Source organism: Chitinophaga sp. 01L420 (assembly GCF_056399985.1).
The window spans coordinates 205,175-229,656 of record NZ_JBFTSK010000002.1 but is presented as its reverse complement, the minus strand read 5'-3'; the positions used below and the strand labels follow the sequence as shown (position 1 = coordinate 229,656).

The window sequence follows — 24,482 nt, the reverse complement described above, 5'->3', positions numbered from 1 at the left end:
ATACAAAATAACCTTACAACTCAGGCGGCGTAAAGCCAAAGTGTTTATAAATACCCTGTCCCTGTGGTCCCATCAGGAAGTCCATAAAAGCCTTTGCTGCTTCCGGATGTGGTGCACTTTTAAGGATACCTGCCCAATAGGAAGCCCGGATGTTTTCCTTTTCAGGTATCCTTACCAGGTCTACCGGGTGCCCAATCATTTGCTGATAATAAGCTTCTGTAAACCATACCGGGCCTGCATCTGCCTGTTTGTACAGGATGCGTAAAGGTGTTTCCCGGTGATGAATTTTTGTGAGATAGGTGCTACCTTTGGCTACCTTATCTTTCATAATGGTTTGTTGCAGCGTAGTGCCACCTGCTTTTACATAGGCTTCTTCTATACGCTTACCGATGCCTTCCCAGGCGGGATTGGGCATACTTACCCTTACGTCTTTGCGGGCCAGGTCAGAGAGACGGTTCACTTTTTTAGGATTGCCTTTTGGTACCATAATGGCCAGGGTATTGCCTGCATAATTTTTTACCAGGGAGAAGCTATCCTTTAGCTGATCTATGCGGCCTTTGCCCGCGGTATAGATGTCTGGTTGTATAGCAATACGTAGATTACCCAATACCAGCGATCCGCTGAGGATTTGCTGCGCCAGTATGCCAGGCGGCAATGTTTCTGCAAATACGCGCTTATACTGTGGATATGTCTTCTTAAAATCAGTGATCAGTGAATCGATGACCATAAACTGATTGCCTGCAAAAAAGATGACCAGTTGGGGATCGATAATGTCGCCGTATAAATCAGGTACGTTATCGATGCCGGGTACAGTAAAAGCCACACCCGCGGCTGGTGGCGTATTCCAGGGTGGGTCAAAGTGGTGATCCTGGGCATGTAGCGCCCCTGCCAATAGTAGGGTTACCATCAGCGTTGTTATAAAGTATTTCATGTTTTTCGTTTATGGGTGTACGTAAGACCAGCCTTCCGTTTGTTTGATAATTAATTCACCGTTACCGCTGGGAGTGTAACTGATGAAGGGAAACAAATCTTCTTTAGGGATATTTCTTTCCCGCAGGGTGTTTTCGCATTCTACCAGCAGCACGCCTTTGGCCTGCAGTTCCTGTAGCAATGATTCGTAAGGATGATCTTTTTTGAAGGCAGTAACGCCGCTGCCATGGGCTACCAGTTCAATGGTTACTTTGTTTTGCAGGCGTGGATCTTCCAGGGCGTTCTTAATGTTGCGCAGGGTATTACGGATTACTTTATCATCATCGCTGTTGAGCTGATAAATAGCCTTGTACTTCGTTTTACGCTGACTCATGGCATATTGGATGCCCAATATGCTAAAGAGGCAAAGCAGGATCATTACTTTCTTCATGGTTCTTCTATTGTTTAACGATTAATGTTGCATGGGTTTAAACGGTCCGTATTTATGTTGTTTCTCTGAGTGAGCATCTGCATAGGGTCCGAAAGGAAAGTCAATAGGTTTTTGTTTTATATCCTGCCAGTCGGCCGACTGATCTTTATGCGGCCTTGGCTGTGAATTAATGAATGCCGCCACGTCCCAGGACTCTTCATCGGTGAGGCGGGGATTATTATGATCTACGCCAAAGGGCATATTGTATTTCACGTAGCCGGCAAAGCTGGAAAGACGGAATAGTCCTGCACCATCATTATAGCTGTGCGGCCCCCATAGTGGCGGAAAGGTATAGGTGATGTCATCCGGCGTTTTTACCCCTTCTCCGTTGGCGCCGTGGCAGCTCTGGCATTGCTGCTGGTATACCTGTACACCTTTTTCCGGATCTGCCGGACGGGATAGGAAGGCGATTTTCTGGATGCCACTGCCATCCGGTTTTACCCGTGGCGTTACTTCACTGCCCAGCCATTCAATATAGGCTTTTATAGCCACCATCTCTTTGCTGTTGCTGTCTGGTGCGGTACCATTTAAACTACGCTCAAAACAGTCGCTGATGCGTTTATTAAGCGTTTCTGTACTGTTGGACCTTGCCCTGAACCTGGGGTAGGACGCGGCAGTAAAACTGTAGTTATTGCCGAATGGTTTTGTGCCGGCCTGCAAATGACAGTTCTGGCAGTTCATCCCGTTGGTGATGGATCGTACACTGCCTTTGGGGCCCAGGTATCGGGCCGTTTCACTTACCAGTGCTTGTCCGTAAAGAATAGCAGTCCCCTTTTCCCCGCTGGGAATGGTGGTAACGGCTGGTGGGCGCCATATGGGCGTTGCAGCTGCCAGCGCAGCGGGGGCCTTTGGAATGTCCGGATGAGTTAAATCGCGCGTGCAAAGCAACAATGTTTCAATACCGAGTAGCATCACTAACATTAACAGGCATGCAAAAGATCCGGATAGGATCCGCTTATAACGTTGAATCTTATTGGTTTCCATTAAAATTACAGGTTGGTGGATTACGATACAAAAGTAGGGCGCCACCATAGCGAAGTCAAATAACTAATAACTATTAATGATAACTATAAGTTATTGACAACAAGTGATTAAAAACGTAAGCACTCAAAATAGAGAAAATGTTTTTGAATGAAAAAGCAGGTGTTATCAGTGGTAAAATAGGAGTATGAATAAAGGAGGAGTTGCGTGTTAATAATAAAAAGAGGATGTATCATAAGATACATCCTCTCCGGGAAATTAATTATTTAGCTTCAGTTCAGATGATCAGCTTACGCTTTCTTCTTTCCTGCATTTTTGTTATTTGATTTGTAGCGCATGTCAGGTGTACCATCTTTTTTGGTAGGTCCTGCTGCAGCTGGAGCGGCAGTAGTTTTGTTTTCTTTAAAGCGTTTATCTGGTGTACCGTCTTTCTTTGTTTTAGCGGCGGTAGCTGCCGGAGCAGGCGCTGCTGCTGCAGGCGCTGGTGTTGCTGCTGCTTTCTTTTCTGCTTTCTCTGCTTTCTTTTCGGTTTTAGTTTTAGTGGCTTTTACTTCTTTTTTCGCGGTGGCAGGTGTTTGCGCCATTGTTACGGTTAAACCCATAAACATGGCCAACAATCCGGTGAGGAGCTTTTTCATATCAAATATGTTTTACGAAAATTTAAGCTTTTTTCTTCATTGCTGTATCCGCTACCAGCCATTTTAAGCAATATTTAATAATTAGTTTTTCTCCACCCACATGCCGTTTTCGCGGATGAGGTTAATCAGTTCATTCACGGCAACATCACTGTTCAGGCCGCGTTTCACGATTTCTTTACCCCGGTAAAGGGTGATTTTGCCTACACCGCTACCTACATAGCCAAAGTCGGCATCGGCCATTTCACCGGGACCATTCACGATACAGCCCATGATGGCAATTTTCACGCCTTTCAGGTGATGGGTTACTGCCCGGATTCTGGCAGTAGTTTCCTGTAAATCAAACAGGGTACGGCCACAGGAAGGACAGGAAATATATTCTGTTTTGGAAATACGGGTACGGGTAGCCTGTAAAATACCAAATGCTACGTTGTTCAAAGTGAGTAGTGCAGGGGTGTTATCCGCATTACTTAACCACAGCCCATCGCCGAAACCATCCAGGAGCAGTGCGCCGGCTTCGGTGGCATGGTGGATCAGGTGTTCATCTGCCGAAGGCCGATGACTGATACTATGGATGATAACAGGAACGTGGATATTTTTATCCAGCAGTAAAATGAACAGCCGTCTGATAGCGGCCATGGCATTGCTTCCAGTGGCAGTAGCAATCAGCACGGTGCTGGCGGAAACGGTGGCATTGGCCAGTTGCAGCAGTAATTGTTCGTGATCTTCTGTATCCAGGTGATTACAATCAAACTGTACAAAGTTGATATGGCCGGTTTCCTGCTGTTGGCAGGCGGCTACATAATGGCGGGCATCAAAATAAGGAACGAGCTCCTGTTTGTTGCTGAGACTTTGCCAGTATTCAGCATCTATCACTACCCGCAAAGTGCCGGGCAATCCGAAGGAAGGCAGCTGTTTGCCGGTGTAGATATAGTCTGCTGCTGCATCGCCGATATTCCATTTATCACTGGGCTCATCGTATTGGTAGCCGATGGCGGTGAGATCTGCCGGTTGCAGGTGTTCTTTTGCGCTGTAATCTGCTACTACTACAGGCACCTGTTTCTCCCCGATGTTTTCCACATGGGTAGTTTCGCGGCGCTGGTATGTAAAAGGAGAGTAGGGTACGGTGGTTACCGGTGGAATAGTCGTATAGTCGTTGCGGTTAGCATATCTCTTCACAATATCCTTACATACGGGAAGCTCAAATTCAGGGTCCTCTGTCAGGGATACGCGAATGGTATCACCTACGCCATCTTCCAGCAATGTACCGATACCGATAGCCGATTTAATACGGCCATCTTCGCCATCACCGGCTTCTGTTACGCCGAGGTGCAGTGGGTAGCAGTGGCCCAGTTCCTGCTGCATGGTTTGCACCAGCAGGCGGTAAGCCTGTACCATCACCTGTGGGTTACTGGCTTTCATGCTCAGTATAATATTGCGGTAGTCCAGGTTTTCTGCGATACGCAAAAACTCCATGGCACTTTCTACCATACCCATAGGAGTATCGCCGTAGCGGCTCATGATACGATCGCTCAGCGAGCCGTGGTTGGTACCGATGCGCATAGCAGTACCATATTCCTTACAGATTTTTACCAGGGGAGAAAAACGTTCGCGGATGCGGTCTATTTCTTCCAGGTATTCGCTGTCGGTATAATCTATCTGTTCAAATTTCTTCTTATCTACATAGTTCCCCGGGTTCACACGTACTTTTTCTACGATGCGTGCGRCTATTTCTGCTGCATTGGGGGTAAAGTGGATATCTGCTACCAAGGGAACGTTGTAGCCTTGTTTGCGTAGTTCGTTTTTGATCACGAGCAGGTTATCCGCTTCTTTTTTACTGGGAGCGGTAATACGCACCAGTTCTGCACCAGCTTCGATACAACGGATCGTTTGCGCTACTGTGGCGGCGGTGTCCATGGTATCGGTGGTGGTCATTGTTTGAATGCGGATCGGGTTAAAATTTCCGATAATAAGATCTCCCACCTTAACTTCCAGTGTGGCCAATCGCTTGTATTCTGTCAGAGAGTCGCAATAAAGTTGCATACGTTTGTTTTGTTTTCCTGCGGAAGCAAAGTTAACTAAACCTGCTTAGTAAAAGTCAAAAAAGAGGTCATATATGAGCTCACCTTAAAGCTACATTAAATTCCACGAACGGCGGTTGCAGGGCGACACAAATAGGGGATAAAGCCGTAAATTTGAGCCTTCATATGTTAGTTAATAAAAGCATTGATATACCTTATCAGCAGCTGCCATTTAAAGGTCAGTTTAATATCGCAGCACTGGGCATGTTCCGCAATGAACTGACAGACCAGCCTCACCGCCATGATCACTTTCAGATTATCTGGTTTACAAAGGGGAAAGGCAGGCACATGGTGGATTTCGTGTGGTATGATGTGGATGATAATATGATCTTTCTGCTCAGACCCGGACAGGTACATCAGTTGGACTGTGAGCGGGAAGGCTACTTCCTGTATTTTACAGAACAGTTTTATTTCACTAACAAACATGATAAAGAAACACTGTACGATTTTACGACGCTTTTCGATAACTGGCACGGATACGGGCCCATCCGGATCAGCGACAATGCCACTGCATCTTTGCAGGGATTGATTGAGCTGATGAGCAGAGAAAAAAACTTTGCCCCCAACTGCAGCCAGGGTATTGTGAAACATTACCTGAATGCCTTCTTATTACTGGCAGAAAGGGAAAAGAAACGCAATGCCACAGAAACCATGATGCCGCTTACCCACGATGCCCGGGTAGTACAGCTCCGGCGCCTGCTGGAGCAACACTACCATTGTGAACACCAGGTAGCTTTTTATGCCGCCGCCTTTGCCCTTACCCCAAAAAGACTGAACGAAATTACGAAAGACACCACCGGTCGCACTGTGACGGAATTATTGCACGACCGGATTGTGCTCGAATCCAAACGCAACCTGGCATTTAGTCATAAAAGTGTCAAGGAGATCTGCTATGAGCTTGGATTTGAAGACCCTGCCTACTTTAGCCGCTTTTTTAAAAATAATACGGGCATCTCTCCACAGGATTTCCGGGACATGATGTTCAAATAGTACAAGTCAATAGCTGAATTGTCCTAACACGCTCCACTCACCCGGGTTTATATTTGCATACTTATTTGCCAGCCCTTATCAACGGCTTTTTTTGGACGCTATAGATTAATATATGAACATCTGGAAACCGCTTTGCCTGCTGGTCATTACAGCAGGTTGCAGTTCGGCGGCTGTGATGGGTCAAACCCGCCCGCTCACCTTGCAGGAAGCACTACAAACAGGATTGAAAAATTATCAGTCCATCAAGGCAAAAGAAAACTATGCTAAAGCAGCTACAGAAAATATCAGTGCAGTAAAAAGAGAATACTTACCTGATCTGAATCTTTCCGCTCAAAACAGCTATGGTACCGTGAATGGGGAAAATGGCCCGATGTGGGGCTACAAAGGCTGGACCACCGGTGCTTCCGGACCGGCACTGCCTACGCAAAACTGGAATGCCGCTTTTGGCGGACTATATCTGGCTAACATCAGCTGGGATGTAGTGACATTTGGCCGTCAACACGCGAAAGTATTAGCCGCCAAAGAACAACTGAATACTAACCGCGCAGACCTGGACCAGGAAACATTTGAACAACAAATACGCATTGCCGGCGCCTATCTCAATCTGCTGGCAGCGCAACGTTTAAGAGGTTCCATGGAATCCAACCTGAAACGTGCACAGGACCTGCAACATATTATTGTATCCCGCGCGTTGAATGGCCTCAGTGCCGGGGTAGACAGCTCCATCGCCAACGCAGAAGTATCCAAAGCGAAACTGACCCTGGTGGATGCCGTGAATTATGAAAATGCTCAGAGTAACAAACTGGCGGAAATGATGGATGTACCGGCCCAGGACTTTAACCTGGACACCACTTTCGTTACCAAAATTCCCAATAAGCTGCTGGAAACAGTATCAGCACAGGATTCCGTGTCTTTGAAAGAACAACCACTGCTGAAATTATTCAGCTCCCGCGTTACCCTGAGTGAAGCCAATCAACAACTGATCAGCAAAAACGCCATGCCCCGCCTGTCATTTATGGGTGTGATGCAAACGCGCGGTTCCGGTTTTGACTACGACTATAGCGCGGCTAACCTGAGCCACTACAGCCAGGGATACTGGTCGGGCGTAAAACCACAGGTAGCTAATTACCTCGTAGGCCTCAACCTTTCCTGGACGGTAACAGATCTGTGGCGCACGCACTCGCAGGTAGCCCGTCAGCACTATACCACAGAAGGATTGAAGAATGAATATAATCAAACCTACAGCCGCCTGCAACATCAGCTGCAACTGTCGGAACAACAAATAGATAATGCAGTGAAGAAATACCGGGAAGCGCCCGTTGGCCTGAAAGCAGCCAGTGACGCATTTCTGCAGAAGAGCACCCTGTATGAAAACGGATTATCCAATATCGCAGACCTGGCCCAGGCCCTGTATAATATTAACCGGGCGGAAACAGACAGAGATATTGCCTACAACGGCGTATGGCAGGCAATACTCTATAAATCAGCTACAGTAGGGGATCTACAGCTGTTCCTTGGTCAGCTGTAACGATTAGCTATTAGCTTTTAGCAGTTAGCTTTTAGATTAGAGCGACTAGCTTCATAAGTTATCCGCTCTAATCTAAAAGCTAAAAGCTAACTGCTAACAGCTCCACAAAAACCTTCAATTTTTGAACGAACTCATATGAACCTGATTAGAATCGCATTACAAAAACCAATAGCCATCATCGTAGTTGTGATGGGCCTCTTGTTTTTTGGTATTAAATCTACGCGGGATATTAAGATAGATATCTTCCCAGACCTTAATCTGCCGGCTATTTACGTATCACAACCTTATGGTGGTATGTCGCCACAACAGATGGAAGGTTTTATTGCTACCAACTATCAAAATCTCTTCCTGTATGTAACAGGTGTAAAGGATATTGAAGCCAAAAATATTCAGGGCCTCACCATGATTAAGATCTCTTTTTATGAAGGGACCAACATGGCGCAAGCCGCGGCGGAAGTGACAGCCATGGCCAATCGTGCATTTTCCTCGATGCCGTCTGGTACGCAACCGCCTTTTATTATTCGCTTTGATGCGAGCACCCTGCCCATCGGGCAGCTGGCACTGAGCAGTCCTACCCGTTCCAATAACGAACTGCAGGATCTGGCCATGACCGTAGTACGACCCTCTTTTAGCCGTATTGCTGGTCTTACTTCACCTGCACCTTTTGGTGGTAACTCCCGCACCATCGTGATCCACGTAGATCCGGAACAGATGCGTAGTCACCATCTTACGGCAGACCAGGTAGTTGCCGCCATCAAAGATAATAACCAGATATCTCCGGCAGGTAACGTACGTATCGGCGATATCACCTATCTCACCCCCGCTAATACGGTGATCCGCACCGTAAAGGAATTTGAAAATATTCCGCTGGTAATGGGAGATGGCCCTACCGTGTTTGTGAGAGATGTAGCCAAAGTAGAAGATGCGGCAGATGTGACCAGCAGCTATGCAGTTATCAATGGTAAGCGTTCTGTTTATCTGCCCATCATTAAAACAGCAGATGCTTCTACCTGGACAGTGGTGAATAATTTAAAAGAAGCATTACCAAATATCCAGAAGTTATTACCGGAAGATGTAAAAATATCTTTTGTATTTGACCAGAGCGTATATGTAATCAATGCGGTGAAAAGTTTGATCAGCGAAGGAGTAATTGGTGCTGTATTGACAGCCCTGATGGTGTTGCTGTTCCTTGGAGATCGCCGTAGCGCTTATATTGTGATCATCACTATTCCGGTGTCTATCATCATCGGTGTGATGTTCCTGAAACTCTTCGGGCAAACCATCAATATTATGACACTGAGTGGACTGGCACTCGCAATCGGTATCCTGGTAGATGAGTCTACTGTTACCATTGAAAATATTCATCAGCACCTGGAGATGGGTAAGCCCAAAGCCCAGGCAGTATGGCATGCGTGTCAGGAAATTGCTTTCCCGAAATTATTGATCCTGCTATGTATACTCGCGGTATTTGCACCTTCCTTTACCATGACAGGTGTACCCCGTGCGATGTTTATGCCATTGTCGCTCGCCATCGGATTTTCCATGATTGCTTCTTACCTCCTGTCACAAACACTGGTGCCTATCCTGGCGAACTGGATGTTGAAGGAAGAAAAATTTCAGCATCATGCCCGTCCACATGTACATAGCAACGATGCGCATAAAACAGCCGGCTACATAGAAACAGAGATAGCAGATGAAAAGCAACACACGAAAACTATTTCAGGCTTCGACCGGTTTAAGCTTCGCTTTATCGGATGGCTGGAAACATTACTAAAAAGACGGAAACTAGTCATAGGTGCGTACTTCCTGGGTGTTCTCGGAATAGTAGCCCTTTGCATAAGTATTATAGGCCGCGATATTTTACCTAAACTGAATAACGGACAATTCCAGTTGCGCCTGAAAGAGCCAACAGGAACCCGCCTGGAACGGACGGAAACCATGCTTATTAAATCAACGGAGATTCTGAAGGAGATGGTCGGTGCTAAAAACATCGACATCACCTCCTCCTTTATCGGTACACATCCCTCGTCCTATTCTACCAATCCCATTTACCTGTTCATGGCGACTCCTAACGAGGCGGTACTACAGGTAAATCTGAAAGAGGATTACAAGGTGAATATGGACGAGTTTAAGGAGAAACTCCGTAAGCGTATCCACGAACAAATGCCGGAAGTGAAGATGAGCTTTGAGCCCATTGACCTGACCGACAAGGTAATGAGCCAGGGGGCGGCTACGCCGATTGAGATTGCGGTGATGGGCAAAAACCTGAAAGAAAGCGTACCATTTGCGAAGAAGGTAATGGAAGAGATGAAAAAGATCCCTTACCTGCGTGATATACAGATTAATCAACCCATGGATTATCCGGCTATCCGTATTAACATCGACCGGGAAAGGGCCGGGCAGCTGGGCGTAAGCGTAACAGACATCGCCAAATCGCTGACAGCATCTACTTCTTCCAGCCGCTTTACGGAAAAGAATAACTGGCTGGATGAGCGAAATGCCACCTCTTATTTTGTACAGATATCTGTACCGGAAAATGAAATGAGCAGTATCAATGATATGGCGGCTATCCCGGTGAGTAAAGATAAGTCCCGCCCTTCATTGGGAGATGTGGCTACGCTGACACCGGATACCATTGTAGGAGAATATGATCGTATCGGAGCTGTAAGAATTGTGTCTATCGGCGCTAATATTTATAAGAAAGATCTGGGCAACGCTTCTGCGGCAGTAGCGGCCGCTATTAAGCGTGCTGGCGAGCCACCACGGGGTATTACCGTAGAAAAGCGTGGCTTGATGAATTTGTTGGGAGACACGCTGGATAGCTTACAATCCGGTCTGGCGGTTGCTATTGTGGTGATCCTGTTATTGCTGGCGGCCAACTTCCAGTCGTTCAAAGTGGCGCTGGTGGTTATTTCTACTATCCCTGCGGTATTGGCGGGTTCGCTGATCATGTTGCTGATCACTGGGTCTACCCTTAATCTGCAGTCTTACATGGGTATTATCATGTCGGTGGGGGTATCGGTGGCCAATGCCATTCTGCTGATTACGAATGCTGAGAAGTTGCGGCTGGAAAATCATGATGCCCGCAGATCTGCGCTGGAAGGTACTTCTATTCGTTTGCGTCCTATCCTGATGACCAGTATCGCCATGGTGGCTGGTATGATACCAATGGCTTCCGGTTTGGGTGAAGCGGGAGATCAAACGGCTCCATTGGGTCGCGCTGTAATTGGCGGATTGATCGCCAGTACGTTTGCCTCCCTGTTTATTCTGCCGTTGATTTTCTCCTGGGTACAACAGAAAACTACCGTGAAATCGGTGTCGCTGGATCCGGAAGATGAAAACAGCCAGTATTATGTTCCAGGCGCGGAACGTGTTTAACAGCGCCTTTTTTAAGTATAACTATAATGACTAAACGACATACCAATATCATGAATATAAATACATACAGCCTGTCGTATCGGGTCATGACGGCTGCTGCGTTGTTACCAATAGGGCTGTTTTTTGCTTCCTGCCATAGTTCCCTGGCAGATGATGAAAATACTTCGGAGAATCAAAGTGTACAGGTGAAAATTATTCACCTGCAGAAAAGCCAGCTGGATGCGTCTCTCAGGCTACCGGGAGAAATAAAGCCTTTCCAGTTTGCCGACCTGTATGCAAAGGTGAATAGCTATGTGAAAAATGTGAATGTAGATCTGGGAAGCCAGGTACTCGCCGGCCAGGTGCTGGCAACACTGGACGCACCTGAAATGAATACACAATTGCTGGAAGCGCAGTCACGCCTCCACACCAAAGAAGCGATGTTCCGTGCCAGCCGCGCTACTTACGAGCGTTTGCTGAAAACAAGTAAAGTGCCCGGTACYATTTCTCCCAACGACCTGGATATGGCTTTTGAGAAAATGAGTGCTGACAGCGCAGAGTTATTATCTTCCCGGTCTTCCTATCATGAAGTGCAACAGATGCTGGGCTATCTCGTGATCCGGGCACCTTTCAGCGGCGTTATCAGTCAGCGTAACGTACATCCGGGTACCTATGTAGGTCCGGCAGGGAAAGGTTCTGACAGGCCGTTGTTTCGCCTGGAAGAACAGCAGAAACTGCGTTTGTCCGTTGCCGTACCTGAAATATATACAGACGAAGCCGCCCATGCGGGAGATGTTCGTTTCACCGTGAAATCGTTACCGGGAGATACTTTTACCGCCAAAGTAAATCGTATTGCCGGTAGCCTGGATGTAAAGCTCCGCTCAGAAATACTGGAGATGGATGTGGCCAACAAAAACGCCAAACTACTGCCCGGCATGTATGCAGAAGTACAAATGCCCATGCCCGGTAAGAAAGATGTGTACATAGTGCCGAAATCGGCGATCATCACTAATTCAGAGAAAGTATTTGTGATCAAATCCGTAAACAACAAAGCGGTGTGGATACCAGTGAAGTGTGGCAATGAATCTAACGGACAGGTAGAAGTCTTTGGTGATTTATCAGACAATGATCAGCTGGTACAAAACGGTAGCGATGAAATAAAGGAAGGAACAGCCTTACAGGCAGTTGCAAAATAATGTGTGTTTAAAGGAGGAAGTAATTTGCGGAATTAAGAATCGAACTGGCTAAGGAATCAGATAAAAGGTTAAATGAATCGAGTGATGAAGAATCAATTAATCGGCCTATATACAGTAGTGTGAAAAAAGAACAGAAGCAGGCAAATTACTTCGCGATGAATGGGCATTACAGCGCTTCCGTAAAGGGGGCGCTGTTGCTTTAAAACACGAAAGAGAATTGTTGCCATCGTGTAACAATTGTAGGTTTAGGTAAAACGGCCGGAATACTCTTGTTCCGGTTTTTTTATGCCCGGTCTACAATACCTTCAATGGATATGGGGCTTTTGTTTTTCCTTTCGCAATAGCCTGTAGCTTATGTTTCAACAATGTTTTACGTAATGGAGAAAGATAATCCAGGTATAGTTTTCCATTTAAGTGATCATATTCATGTTGAATAGCCCTGGCAATATTCCCACTGAAAGCACGGGTATGTGAAATGAAATGTTCGTCCTGATACTGCAGCGTAATGTCCGCTGCGCGTGCAACTTCTTCCCAGATACCAGGTATACTCAAACAACCTTCGGTATCCAGTATGGTTTCGTTACTATAACTCAATATGCGTGGATTAATAAAAGTGTCGTTGAATGTTTCTATGGAAATAAGAAAAATCCGGTAAGGTTTATTTACCTGAGGTGCAGCCAAACCAGCTCCTTTAGCATGTTCCAGGGTATCCCACATGTTTTTTATCAGCTCATTGATCCCGGCTGTTGCTGCGGTTATTTCCTGGCAGGGCTGTCTTAAAATAGCTGCTCCATAAGCAATGATAGGTAGTATCATATTTTTTTGCAAAGAAAGGAGGAATTGTTGCGCAGGGATAGTAAATTTTAGACACTTGTGGAAGGGGATAATAAATTTAGCTGTAATTTTAAATAACCATGCCGGTAGATATTCTTGCACATATTATTTGTCATCACGCATCAGCTGGGGTAAAAGTGTTGCAGCCCGCCGCGGCGCTGTTGCATGCAGTTGAATGTTATTGTTGGTATACTCCCCTGCATAACAGGAAAGTATGGGCTGCCATAGATGGCCAGCCTGCATTGGTATTTTTATTGAATACCGGTAGCGTAAAATTTACCGGTCAGTATGAAAAAGTAATCAGTGACGGATGCTTTTGCAATGGTACCCTTGAAAATACTTATCTCGGGGAGATGCCCACCGGGACGCAGTTGCTGGTAGTTAAGTTTACGGCAGATGGCTGGGCATACCTGAAGCCATTACTGTCGCGGTCAGTGAAGGTATCATCACCCATCATGGAGCTTCCTACCACCTTACTTCCGCTGTTAACGGCCATACGACAATCCACTTTTCCGCAGGAGCAGGCGATGCTGTTAAATGCGTTCCTGATGCAACAGCTGCCGGATGATATTACCGGCAACTTTCTTTTGCAAACAGCAGCGAATATTATCAGGGCGTCTCAGGGCAGAATTATGGTATCCGATATATGTACATCACTAAAAGTAAATTACAAATGGCTGGAGCGGAGTTTTCGTATATCTACCGGTGTTACACCGAAACATTATATCAGCAATATCCGTTTCCTTCATGCCTGGTCTGACGTACAACAGGCTGCGCAGCCACTCACAGGCATCGCGCTGGATAACGGGTATTATGATCAGAATCACTTTATAAAAGCTTATAAGAAGTATACCGGTACATTACCCTCTGCCGCTAAATAAAACATCCAAAAGCAAGTGGACTTACTTTTGGACGTTAATGTATAATGAGGGATGAAATGCTTACCAGTCTTTCTCGTTAGACACCGGTTGACCCTTCACTTTCTTCGCTTTATCCTGTAATTTCTTTTCTTCCTGTGATAATGCCTGCAGTAAACGTTCTGCTTCCTGCTTGCTCATTTTGCTGGGCTGTGGCTCTGGTTTCTGTTGATCTTCTTTGTCTTTGCCCTGATCTTTATCTTTATTCTGCTGGTCCTTGTTCTGGTCTTTATTTTTGTCTTTGTCTTTATTCTGTTGGTCTTTGTTCTGATCTTTGTTTTTATCCTTGTCTTTGTTCTTGTCGTTCTTATTCTTGTCTTTGTTTTTATCCTTATTATCTTTCTTGTCGTCACCACCACCGCCTTGTTGTTGCTTTTTCAGCATTGCCTGTGCATAAGCGAGGTTATAGCGGGCATCTTCGTCGGAAGGATTTATTTTCAGGGCTTGTTTGTAGGATTTGATACTTTCTTCCCACTTTTTATCTTCCATAAAGGTGTTGCCGATGTTATAGTCTGCATCCGATTTTATGCCTGGTTTATCGCCCAGTTTCAGGGTGTTGGCATATTGTTTACGGGCATCATCGTAACGTTTCTGCTGATACAGGGAATTCCCCAGGTTATAATTACCGATCGCAGATTGGGCATTTTGTTCCAGTGCTTTTTTGTAATTGGCTTCAGCATCGGTGAATTGTTGTTTTTTATACAACTCGTTGCCTTTGCGGATATACTGATTGGTGCCGTTTTGAGCAAACAGGCTGGCACCGGAGAGCAGCGCTACCGTGGTAATAAAACAATATTTTATAAAAATGATTTTCATGAGCCGTTGTATTAAGCTGCGGGTGTTTCTGCCGTACGTTTGAAACGTACTTCAGGGATAAAAAATTCAATCAGCAGCAATGCCAGGCATATGCCCAGGAAATATTGAAAATAACTATTGTAATCTGTGAATACATTTTCGCCAAACTCTTTCTGTTCCATGCTGTCTATTTTATTCACCAGCGTATTCACCACATCGTCTGTATTATTGTCCAGGTGCTGATAAATACCTTTACCGGCAGCAGCAATAGATCTGAGTTCGTTTTCATTCAGCTTGGAGATAACGGTATTTCCTTCCCGGTCTTTTTTATAACCACCTGTTTCAGGGTCGGGGAGGGGAGAACCAGATACTGAGCCAATGCCGATGGTATTAGTCACCGCGCCGTTTTCGAAGGCGGCTTTAGTCCGTTGTATTGCTGTTTCGTCATGATCTTCCCCATCGGAGATAATGATCAGGGCTTTATGTTTACGTTCTTTTTTATTGAAAGCATCATCTGATACCTGTATGGCTTGTCCGATAGCAGTACCCTGTGAAGGTATCATATCCGGAGATACGGTGCTGAGATACATTTTGGCAGCGGAATAATCTACTGTCAGCGGCATTTGCAGATAGGCATTGCCGGCAAATACCACCAGGCCTACACGGTCGTTGTCCAGCTTATCCATCAATTTGCTGATCAGTTGGCGTGCACGGGTAAGGCGATCTGGCTGTACATCGGTGGCCAGCATACTTTTACTTACGTCCAGCGCAATCATTACATCCACCCCTTTGCGGGTAATCTTTTCCATGCGGCTACCCTTCTGGAGGTTAGCAAGGCCCACCACACCAAAAAAGAAGGCCAGGAAAATAAGCAGGAACTTTAATACAAACAGTTTGCGGGAATAACCGGTAAAAAGCTTTTCTACCAGTGCCTGGTCTCCAATACGGCGTATAGAACGGCGTTTCCACCAGGATACACCCAGGAAGGCCACCTGTAAGACTAACAGGAGCACCAATGCCCATAAATATTCACTATGCTGAAATCGTAACATATTCGATTTTAAGATATCCGTTACCGGTAGTAAACCAGGTAAGATATCAAAAATAATTTTTTTGTCACGTATTGCAAGCCGTTGAGGTGGGGTTTTATCGTTTTTTTAACGATCACTTGTTATTGGAGTGCACTTTTGCAGGGTTGGGTGCGCCTTAAACATAGGAGGAGCCAGTTTCAAAGCAGGCTATGACCTGCCTATTACCTGCCGATGACCTGCCTTTGAGGTGGACTTGATGCGGAGGAAAGGTGGACTTGATGTGGACTTGAGATTTATCCAATGATGGGAAGATGAGTCCTGGTAGGGCATTTGCTCATCTTTCCATCGCCGGATGACAAAAATTACATTTCGCCTTTGAAATAGCCGGCATCCGTGAGGATATTGCGGAGTATTTCCATGCGAACTTTAGGAATATCGATGTTGGGGTCCTCTGTTTCAATATTCAGTACAAAGAAGCAGGGGTGCCTGTTTTCTTCAATCCAGCCTACGATCCAGCCTATTTTCTTAGCCTCATTATTGCCCAATCCTGTTTTGTAAGACAGTTCATATTTTGGCGTTTTTTCCATGAGCATCACCTCACGTACGGTTTTCATGGTTGTTTTGGAAAAAGGCAACTGATCAAAATACAGTTTCTTCACAAAGCCTAATTCCTCATCCGGTGATATCTGCAGGGAGTTATCCAGCCAGAAAGTATCTAAACGGCTGATTTTCATGTTGCCATATTTGATAGAATCCAGCCATAGTTGCATGGTAGGTTGACCGATACGACGGGCTACTTCCTGGAAATAAGGTACAGCCGACTGTTTAAATGCCTGTGCCATGCTGAGGTCCTGATTCCATGCAGGGATCTGACGGGTAACACCATCCCAGGGAATGACCATGCTGGTGTCTTTAATGACCCCGGTATGTAATCCTACCAGGGCATTGAATATTTTGAAGGTTGATGCCGGCAGAAAACGTTTTTTAGCCCTTTCCAGGTTGTAGACTTTAAATTCGCCCTGGCTGTTATTGAACAACATAAAAGTGCCTTCTACTTTGTATTGGGCAAAATATTTTTCCCAGCTATTCTCTTCTTTTACATTATTCGGTGCGCAGGCAGCAAGGGACAAACCTATCGCCAATAACATCCAGCCAAATCGTTTCATCAGCATAAAGATTAAATTATAAGGGGCAAAAGTAGCCAAAAGAGCGTAAAGCAAAAAGCAGTAGAGGCAAATGACAACCGGGGATAAGCGCCTGTTGTCATTTGCCTCTACTGCTTTTTGCTGTATTATTTATTTAATAACACCCAGTTCCTTGCCCACTTTGGTAAAGGCGGCAATGGCCCTGTCGAGATGTGCCTGTTCGTGACCGGCGCTCAGCTGTACGCGGATACGGGCCTGGCCTTTTGGTACTACCGGGAAGAAGAATCCAATGACGTAGATGCCTTCCTGCAGCAACTTATCTGCAAACTGTGCACTCAATACTGCATCATACAGCATTACCGGAACAATAGGGTGATCGCCGGGTTTAATATCGAAACCTGCTTCCGTCATTTTGGTACGGAAGTATTTGGTATTGTATTCCAGTTTATCGCGGAGCTCCGTTGTTTCGCTCAGCATGTCCAGTACGGCAATAGAAGCGCCTACGATGCTGGGAGCCACTGAGTTGGAGAACAGGTAAGGACGGCTGCGCTGACGCAGAATGTCAATTACCTCTTTAGGACCGCTGGTAAAACCACCGGAAGCACCACCCAGGGCTTTACCGAGGGTACCTGTGATGATATCTACACGGCCCATTACGCCACGGTATTCATGTGTACCACGGCCTGTTTTGCCGAGGAAGCCGGAAGAATGGCTTTCATCAGACATCACGATGGCATTGTATTTATCTGCCAGGTCACAGATTTTATCCAGCTGGGCAATGGTACCGTCCATACTGAATGAACCGTCTGTAACAATGATGCGGCTACGGCAGTCTTTAGCCTCCTGCAGCTTCGCTTCCAGGTCGGCCATATTGTTATGCTCATAGCGGAAACGCTGGGCTTTGCACAAACGTACCCCGTCAATGATAGAAGCGTGGTTCAACGCATCAGAGATAATAGCATCCTGCTCATTGAATAATGGCTCAAATACGCCACCATTGGCGTCAAATGCCGCTACATATAAAATAGTATCTTCTGTACCCAGGAATTTGGAGATTTTTTCCTCCAGCTCCCGGTGAATATCCTGTGTGCCGCAAATAAAGCGGACACTGCTCATTCCATATCCATGCGTATCAATAGCATCTTTGGCAGCCTTCACTACGGCCGGGTGAGAAGATAACCCGAGGTAGTTATTGGCACAAAAATTAAGTACTGTATTGCCTCCAACCTGTATTTCAGCCCCCTGCTCAGATGTAATAATGCGCTCTCTTTTGTACAAGCCGGCTTTGTTGATATCGCCGAGTTCTTCCCGTAAACGGGTTATAAACTTTTCATTCATAAAAATTGCAATATTTAAATTCGATGTACCAAAGTTATGGCAATAAATGTATTACGATTATTCATCGTCCGCATGACTAAGGACCGGATATGCAAAAAGTTTGACCCAGGTGTAACATTTACCCGTTGCACTCCGTCATAGTACTATCATGATCATAAATGCCATGAAGTGAAAAACTGAGCTGTCAGCCTTTAAGTGAGAAATGCTAAAAGAGTATACTGAATAAAGGATTGATGATCAGTTTGAAAGGAACTGTTACTACAACTGTGCGGGAGGTTTTACAGGCTTTAGAGCTGGTGTGGGTAACAAGGATGGATGTTGTCAATGATGGGTATTAAAGTTTTTGTCGGAACTTAGCACTAAAATCCCGCACCACCGGAATGACGGAAAAGGAGTACAATAAATGCGTGGATCTGTATTCGGACAATTTATTCCGCTTTATCGTTAAAAATCTGGAGCATGCGGAAGATGCCAGAGACGTAGTACAGAATTCATTCGAAATATTGTGGAAGCACTGTCAGGATGTGCCTTTTGAAAAGGCTAAGTCATACCTGTTCACAGTCGGCTACCACAATATGATAGATCATGTGCGTAAGGTAAAGCGGATCACATTGGTTGACCAGTTCAAAGACGAAGAGAAAGTTTCGGATCATAAGATACATAACGCGAAAGAGGTGATTGAAAAAGCGCTATCCAAACTCAGTGAGGTACAGCGTTCCCTGGTACTGCTAAAGGATTATGAGGGATATTCTTATGAAGAAATAGGAGAGATGATGAACCTGAACCCTTCCCAGGTAAAAGTTTATCTGCACCGGGCCAGGATACATCTGAAGAATTACCTGGTGAAGATGGAGAATGTTATATAATTTTTTTATAATTACTAAAGCATTAATAATAAAATAGATTTTTGTCAATAGAGATTAACATATCAAACTACGAGTCCTATCTCCTCAGCTACATTGATGGTGAGCTGAATGAGGCAGAACAGGCGGCGCTGGAGCTTTTCCTGCAAAAACATCCCCAATTCAAACAGGAACTGGAGCTGCTGGAAGGTGTACGCGTAGTACCGGATGAAACAATCGTATTTGATAATAAAGCGGCCTTATACAGAACCTCATCAGTGGATACCATTGATTATGAGGAGTTAATGCTGAGTTATATTGATGGGGAACTTACTTCTGAAGAAGAACAAACCTTACAGGTGTACCTGGCTCAGCGGCCGGCTGCCCAAAAGGAACTGTCTCTCCTGCAGGCAACAAAATTAACACCGGATACCAACCTGGTATTTGGAGATAAAGCATCCTTATACAGAAGTAAGAAACACCGGGTTGCTCCGATGTATCGTCGTATAGGATGGGGAGTAGCGGCTGCCGCTGTAATGGCCGGCCTTATTATCTGGCTGTTACCGGCAGATAATCATTCCCAACGTCCGCCAGCATTCGCTGTTAATACGCCTGGTGCCGTTACTGCACCAAAAGTAACACCCGCGCCGGCCCCTGCAACTGCAGTACCTGAAGTTGCCCCTGCGCCGGTAGCCATACCAGCTGCTGCAAGCCCGCGGAACGATCAACCGCTGTTGGCAAAAAGTAATAAAACGGCTACCACCCGCGAAAAGAAACCGGTAACCACTGCAGCAACTCCGGTTAAAACAGCCGATCTGGCCGCCGCCAATACCACTGCTCCCAAAGGAGATGCACCAGTAATGTCGCAATTGCCACCTCAGCGTAATTCAATGGATGAAGTGGTGGAACAACATCTGCAACAGGCGGATAATGCACATATCGCCGCTGTAAAACCAGAAGCCAATAAAGAAACGGTTATGGCATCAACTGCCACCGTCAGCAATAATAAGGTAGCCCCTGTAACCGCCCAACCGGGCATTCAGGGAGAACTGATCATGTCCGTAAGCGGTAGTGACAGCAAAATCCTTGATAAAGTAACCAACGTAGCTAAGTTTTTTTCCCGCAAAAGGAATAAATAATAAATCATGGTGATAGCATATGAAGCATAAAATTTTACTCATTTTGTTACTGGTATTATGTGGCGAATGGGCTCATGCGCAAAAGGCGGATACAAAGAATGCTCCAGCCACTCCAGATACTATACAGATCAAAGGACTGATCATTATCAGCTACCTTCGCCCCCAGGGACGCAAGCGAGCCATTAACACCATCAGAATTCAAGCTAATCACCGGGAAATCAATCAATTTTAATATATGGATATTTGAGCAGCGACTTAATATAACAAAACACAAACTTAACTTGTTATATGCTTTAGGATTAGAGATGAATAACTATAGGTATGCCCGGAGCATCACATATTTGCCAGGGTATCCTACACAAATAATCAGAGATTCCGTAGAGTTTTCAAAGAATAAGCTATTTGCCGAATACATATCAGTGCCGGTAATGCTTAACTTTAATTCTAACCCCGCCCGCCCGAGTCGTGCATTCCAGGCGAGCATTGGTGTCTCCGGTGGTTATCTCCTTAAATCCAGAACAAAGCAAGTAAGTGAAGAGAGAGGTAAAGTGAGAAAAACTGATGACTTTAATCTGAATAAATGGCGTTTTGGGCTAACCAGTGAATTGGGCTACGGTCCTGTGAAGTTGTATGCAAATTTTGCCCTGACGGCATTACATGATTACGGGTTACAGCAATATCCCTTTTCAATCGGTATCCGGTTGAATGGGTTCTAAGTTTATTAGCTAGCCAGTCCTAAATTGTGTTTATGCGTTCTTTTGTTGCTCTGATGACATGTATTGGTTGTATTGCATGGATTCACTCCTGTGAAAAGCGTTTGTTAGGCGTTCGGATCGAGAAAAATAGTCTAACTCCCAATCATCAGCTACAGCAGCTGCCTGTGGCCATATTACCCGATAATATCCCGGCGCACTATATTTCACAGATAACGAGTGTCCCGATGTCTGCACCGGTGGTACGCCCCAGAAATAAGGCCCGGACAAAAAAGCAAACGGGTACTGCCAATAAAACAACCGACTCGCTGCTGTTTAACCTGGCAGTGGTAAAGGGACAATACTCGATATATAATAATTCCATTCCCTGATCAAATTACCCGTCTTGTTAAGATTACTACCGGTTGGACAATCGGTTGTTATCCCTGTGCATCTACCGCTCATACAATTCTCCCCCTTTTTCCCCTTATTTATTTTCCACTTCCGGTATATTTGACAGAATAATTTCAAAAAACCAACTATTGTATGAGTCTTAAAAGAGTCGTATTACTATTCCTGTTTGCCTGCTCCCTGAAAACAGCAGGAGCTCAGGGGAAATACCAATGGAAGGAGGCTACTTCAGGCGGTTACACCTACAGGTATATCTCCAATGATCCCATGAAGGCACGTTTTTACACGCTGAAAAACGGTCTGACGGTTATCCTGAGTGTCAATAAAAAAGATCCCCGCATCCAGACACTGATAGGCACCCGCGCCGGCAGTGATAATGATCCCAAAGATCATACAGGTCTGGCCCACTACCTGGAGCACTTGCTCTTTAAAGGTACCCAGCAATATGGTTCCCTCGACTGGGCGAAGGAAAAACCATTGATAGATCAGGTCTCCGATTTGTATGATAAATACAACAAAACCGTTGATCCTGCTGCCCGTAAAGCCGTTTATCATGAAATAGACAGTGTTTCCGGCGTTGCCGCTAAATTCGCTATTGCCAATGAATACGACAAACTGATGTCCGGTATGGGCGCTCAGGGTACCAATGCCCACACCTGGGTAGAGGAAACGATCTACGAAGAAGATATTCCTTCCAGCGCGATCGATAAATACCTGACTGTTCAGGCAGAACGTTTCCGCGATCCTGTTTTCCGCCTGTTCCATACAGAACTGGAAGCAGTATACGAAGAAAAGAACCGTGGACTGGATAATGATGGCCGCAAAGTGTATGAAACAATGCTCGCTGCCCTGTTTCCTACTCACAACTACGGTCAGCAATCTACCATTGGTACCGTAGAACATCTTAAAAACCCAAACCTGAAAGCCATCCGCCAGTTCTACAACGAATACTATGTGCCTAATAACATGGCAGTGGTAATGGCAGGTGATTTTGATCCTGACTACGTGATCAAATCCATCGATGACAAATTCAGTTACATGAAAGCTAAGCCGGTAAAGGAATACAAGCCTGCTCCGGAAGCTCCGATCAAAGCACCTATCGTAAAAGAAGTTTTCGGTCCTGACGCAGAAAGCGTAGATATCGTTTTCAGAATGCCAGGTGCCCTCGATACCAAATCTAACCTGGTGTTGGGTGTAATGTCCGCTATCCTGGAAAATGGTAAAGCCGGTTTGCTGGATTTAAATATCAACAAACAACAGAAAGTACTGAATGCCAGTGCAGGTGTAATGGGACTGAAAGACTATTCCATTTTCTCCCTGAGCGGTAAAGCAAAACAAGGTCAGACTCTGGAAGAAGTGAAAGCACTGTTGCTGGGTCAACTCGCCATCCTGAAAAAAGGAGACTTTGATGAAACCCTGGTGAAAGCGATTGTTAACAATGCGAAACTGAGCGAATTACAAGGCCTGGAAAGTAATAACAACCGCGCTACCTCATTGATGGATGGCTTCATTAAAAGCAGAGGCCAGAACTGGGCTTATGATGTGGCTTATGTAGATGATATGGGCACGGTTACTAAAAAACAGCTCGTTGACTACGCCAACAAATACCTCAATGATAATTATGTGATTGTCTACAAACGTAAAGGTGAAGACAAAAACATCCAGAAAGTAGAAAAGCCTGTGATCACGCCGGTAGAAGTAAACAGAGAAGCACAATCTGCTTTCCTGCAGAAGATTGCCGCGATGCCTGCTACTCCAGTGAAACCACAATGGCTGGATTACGAAAAAGATATCCAGAAAACATCGCTGGGTAATACTGAAATGATGTACGTACAGAATAAAGACAATGGTCTTTTCCGCCTGTACTATCGTTTCGATATGGGTAGCTGGAATGATAAAAAACTCCCGCTGGCAGCACAATATCTGCAATTCCTGAGCACAGATAAATATACTTCTGAGCAGATCAGTAAAGAATTCTACAATATTGCCTGCAACTTCAGCGTAGCTGCTACCACTGAAAATACAACTATCACTATCAGTGGTTTACAGGAGAATTTTGATCAGGCAGTAACTTTGTTTGAACATGTAATCGCTAACTGCAAACCGAATGAAGAAGCACTGGCTGCTCTGAAAGGCCGCTTGCAGAAAGCCCGCGCAGATAACAAACTGAATAAGGGTGCGATCATGAAAGGCGTGGTAAACTACGCCATGTACGGTGCTAAAAATCCGTTCAACAACCAGTTAAGCCAGGCTGACCTGGATGGCATCACAGCTACCGAGTTGACCAACATTTTGCATGAACTGCCTACCTACAAACACAGCGTGATCTATTGGGGCCCTCAGTCACTGACTGCTGCCGCTGCCGATGTGAAAAAGCTGCACACCCTGCCTGCTTCCTTCAAAGTAGCATCACCCGCCGTGAAGTTTGTGAAAGATAACCAGCAGAAAAACCAGGTACTGTTTGCCGACTACGACATGGTACAAACAGAAGTAAACTGGTTGAGAAACTCAGAAGTATACGACCCTGCTAAAACCGGTCTGGTAACATTGTTCAATAGTTATTTTGGTGGCGGTATGGGATCTGTTGTATTCCAGACTATCCGTGAATCCAAAGCACTGGCTTATTCTACCTATGCGTTCTATGCACCTCCTGATAAAAAAGATGAGCGCTATTCAGTAGTTGCTTACGTAGGAAGCCAGGCAGATAAAATGAATGATGCGATTGTGGGTATGAACGAATTACTGAACGATGTTCCCCGTGCAGATAAATTGCTGGAAACTGCTAAGGAAGGCATGAAACAGGATATCGAAACAGAGCGTATCACCAATGACGGTATTATTTTCAGCTATCTGGCTGCGCAGAAACTGGGCTTAAGCACAGATATCCGCAAACAGGTGTATGAGTCTATTGATAAAATGAATTTTGACGAAGTGAAGAAGTTCCACGATCAATATCTTGCTCATAAACCATATACTTATTGCATTGTTGCCTCTGAAAAGAAGGTACCTGCAGACGAGTTGAAGAAATATGGAGAAGTAAAAAAACTTTCTCTGGACGAAATTTTCGGGTACTAATTATCGTATCTGAAAGTATATAAAAGGCGAAGGCACAGAGATTATTTCTTTGTGCCTTTGTTTTTATACCCTTCTGCCAAACAATAAATTCTTATC

At 45.3% G+C, this 24,482-nt stretch carries 21 protein-coding genes; 11 read left to right on the top strand and 10 right to left on the bottom strand.

The features are described 5' to 3' along the window. Positions 1–13: 13 nt before the first annotated feature. The 5 genes from AC1DP6_RS02670 to ispG all read right to left on the bottom strand — a co-directional run bounded on the left by AC1DP6_RS02670 (position 14) and on the right by ispG (position 5,058). Positions 14–931 carry a molybdate ABC transporter substrate-binding protein gene (locus AC1DP6_RS02670; RefSeq protein ID WP_477053454.1) on the bottom strand — a complete coding sequence of 306 codons (918 nt, stop codon included), beginning with the start codon at positions 929–931 and terminating at the stop codon, positions 14–16. A 9-nt stretch (positions 932–940) separates the two neighbouring features. Further along, positions 941–1,360, bottom strand: a complete 420-nt coding sequence (locus tag AC1DP6_RS02665) for a DsrE family protein (RefSeq protein ID WP_477053453.1) — start codon at positions 1,358–1,360, stop codon at positions 941–943. Between the two features lie 21 nt (positions 1,361–1,381). Then, positions 1,382–2,383: a c-type cytochrome gene (locus AC1DP6_RS02660; RefSeq protein WP_477053452.1), complete on the bottom strand. Its 1,002-nt coding sequence runs from the start codon at positions 2,381–2,383 to the stop codon at positions 1,382–1,384. A 287-nt stretch (positions 2,384–2,670) separates the two neighbouring features. Further along, a complete protein-coding gene (locus AC1DP6_RS02655) occupies positions 2,671–3,018 on the bottom strand; it encodes a hypothetical protein (protein WP_477053451.1) in 348 nt (115 codons plus the stop codon). Between the two features lie 81 nt (positions 3,019–3,099). Then, entirely contained in the window at positions 3,100–5,058 is a 1,959-nt protein-coding gene (gene ispG / locus AC1DP6_RS02650; protein ID WP_477053450.1) for a (E)-4-hydroxy-3-methylbut-2-enyl-diphosphate synthase, read from the bottom strand. A gap of 164 nt (positions 5,059–5,222) precedes the next feature. On the opposite strand from ispG, the gene AC1DP6_RS02645 reads away from it, so the two are divergent. From AC1DP6_RS02645 to AC1DP6_RS02630, 4 genes are all read left to right on the top strand, one after another. Continuing rightward, positions 5,223–6,086 (top strand): helix-turn-helix domain-containing protein, encoded by an 864-nt coding sequence (locus tag AC1DP6_RS02645; protein ID WP_477053449.1) that lies wholly within the window; start codon positions 5,223–5,225, stop codon positions 6,084–6,086. Between the two features lie 112 nt (positions 6,087–6,198). Beyond that, positions 6,199–7,614 (top strand): TolC family protein, encoded by a 1,416-nt coding sequence (locus tag AC1DP6_RS02640; protein ID WP_441577648.1) that lies wholly within the window; start codon positions 6,199–6,201, stop codon positions 7,612–7,614. A gap of 135 nt (positions 7,615–7,749) precedes the next feature. Continuing rightward, a complete protein-coding gene (locus AC1DP6_RS02635) occupies positions 7,750–10,992 on the top strand; it encodes an efflux RND transporter permease subunit (protein WP_477053448.1) in 3,243 nt (1,080 codons plus the stop codon). Positions 10,993–11,042: 50 nt separating this feature from the next. After that, positions 11,043–12,167 (top strand): efflux RND transporter periplasmic adaptor subunit, encoded by a 1,125-nt coding sequence (locus tag AC1DP6_RS02630; protein ID WP_477053447.1) that lies wholly within the window; start codon positions 11,043–11,045, stop codon positions 12,165–12,167. Between the two features lie 294 nt (positions 12,168–12,461). Here the strand turns inward: AC1DP6_RS02630 and def are convergent, their stop codons facing one another. Next, positions 12,462–12,983 (bottom strand): peptide deformylase, encoded by a 522-nt coding sequence (gene def, locus AC1DP6_RS02625; RefSeq protein ID WP_477053446.1) that lies wholly within the window; start codon positions 12,981–12,983, stop codon positions 12,462–12,464. A gap of 98 nt (positions 12,984–13,081) precedes the next feature. On the opposite strand from def, the gene AC1DP6_RS02620 reads away from it, so the two are divergent. Then, positions 13,082–13,882 (top strand): helix-turn-helix domain-containing protein, encoded by an 801-nt coding sequence (locus tag AC1DP6_RS02620; RefSeq protein ID WP_477053445.1) that lies wholly within the window; start codon positions 13,082–13,084, stop codon positions 13,880–13,882. Between the two features lie 60 nt (positions 13,883–13,942). On the opposite strand, the gene AC1DP6_RS02615 is transcribed toward AC1DP6_RS02620, so the two are convergent. The 4 genes from AC1DP6_RS02615 to kbl all read right to left on the bottom strand — a co-directional run bounded on the left by AC1DP6_RS02615 (position 13,943) and on the right by kbl (position 18,227). After that, positions 13,943–14,734, bottom strand: coding sequence for a tetratricopeptide repeat protein (locus tag AC1DP6_RS02615; RefSeq protein ID WP_477053444.1), 792 nt, complete (start codon positions 14,732–14,734; stop codon positions 13,943–13,945). A gap of 11 nt (positions 14,735–14,745) precedes the next feature. Then, complete coding sequence (locus AC1DP6_RS02610) at positions 14,746–15,765, bottom strand: VWA domain-containing protein (RefSeq protein WP_477023695.1); 1,020 nt, start codon at positions 15,763–15,765, stop codon at positions 14,746–14,748. Positions 15,766–16,106: 341 nt separating this feature from the next. Then, positions 16,107–16,910: a class D beta-lactamase gene (gene blaOXA, locus AC1DP6_RS02605; RefSeq protein WP_477053443.1), complete on the bottom strand. Its 804-nt coding sequence runs from the start codon at positions 16,908–16,910 to the stop codon at positions 16,107–16,109. A 129-nt stretch (positions 16,911–17,039) separates the two neighbouring features. After that, positions 17,040–18,227, bottom strand: coding sequence for a glycine C-acetyltransferase (gene kbl, locus AC1DP6_RS02600; protein WP_441577656.1), 1,188 nt, complete (start codon positions 18,225–18,227; stop codon positions 17,040–17,042). Between the two features lie 380 nt (positions 18,228–18,607). Between kbl and AC1DP6_RS02595 the strand changes: the two genes are divergently transcribed. The 6 genes from AC1DP6_RS02595 to AC1DP6_RS02570 all read left to right on the top strand — a co-directional run bounded on the left by AC1DP6_RS02595 (position 18,608) and on the right by AC1DP6_RS02570 (position 24,386). Beyond that, positions 18,608–19,093 (top strand): RNA polymerase sigma factor, encoded by a 486-nt coding sequence (locus tag AC1DP6_RS02595; RefSeq protein WP_133807663.1) that lies wholly within the window; start codon positions 18,608–18,610, stop codon positions 19,091–19,093. Positions 19,094–19,134: 41 nt separating this feature from the next. Next, positions 19,135–20,208, top strand: a complete 1,074-nt coding sequence (locus tag AC1DP6_RS02590) for an anti-sigma factor family protein (protein ID WP_477053442.1) — start codon at positions 19,135–19,137, stop codon at positions 20,206–20,208. A gap of 19 nt (positions 20,209–20,227) precedes the next feature. Continuing rightward, positions 20,228–20,440: a hypothetical protein gene (locus AC1DP6_RS02585; protein ID WP_477053441.1), complete on the top strand. Its 213-nt coding sequence runs from the start codon at positions 20,228–20,230 to the stop codon at positions 20,438–20,440. Between the two features lie 73 nt (positions 20,441–20,513). Next, the gene (locus tag AC1DP6_RS02580) at positions 20,514–20,924 is read left to right on the top strand and encodes an outer membrane beta-barrel protein (protein WP_477053678.1); all 411 of its coding nucleotides are present in this window, start codon (positions 20,514–20,516) and stop codon (positions 20,922–20,924) included. Between the two features lie 32 nt (positions 20,925–20,956). Continuing rightward, positions 20,957–21,292, top strand: coding sequence for a hypothetical protein (locus tag AC1DP6_RS02575; RefSeq protein WP_477053440.1), 336 nt, complete (start codon positions 20,957–20,959; stop codon positions 21,290–21,292). A 154-nt stretch (positions 21,293–21,446) separates the two neighbouring features. Then, positions 21,447–24,386: a M16 family metallopeptidase gene (locus AC1DP6_RS02570; protein ID WP_477053439.1), complete on the top strand. Its 2,940-nt coding sequence runs from the start codon at positions 21,447–21,449 to the stop codon at positions 24,384–24,386. Positions 24,387–24,482: the final 96 nt, after the last annotated feature.